Source organism: Undibacterium sp. Ji42W, from assembly GCF_049340405.1.
Lineage (GTDB): Bacteria > Pseudomonadota > Gammaproteobacteria > Burkholderiales > Burkholderiaceae_D > Undibacterium.
Window position 1 is genome coordinate 1 of record NZ_JBMPOV010000087.1, and the last position, 255, is coordinate 255.

The window sequence follows — 255 nt, forward strand, 5'->3', positions numbered from 1 at the left end:
CAGCGGGTCGCCACTACGCCCACGTAGACTGCCCAGGTCATGCTGATTATGTTAAAAACATGATTACTGGCGCGGCTCAAATGGATGGCGCCATTCTGGTTTGCTCTGCAGCAGACGGCCCAATGCCGCAAACGCGCGAACACATCCTGTTGGCCCGCCAAGTTGGCGTTCCCTACATCATCGTGTTCCTGAACAAATGCGACATGGTAGATGACGCTGAGTTGCTCGAACTGGTTGAAATGGAAGTGCGTGAAT

At 53.7% G+C, this 255-nt stretch carries 1 protein-coding gene; it reads left to right on the forward strand.

What is annotated here, in order from left to right:
• The coding region (locus tag ACO0LG_RS29685; RefSeq protein WP_423032235.1) for a GTP-binding protein at positions 1-255 on the forward strand (255 nt) is incomplete at both ends.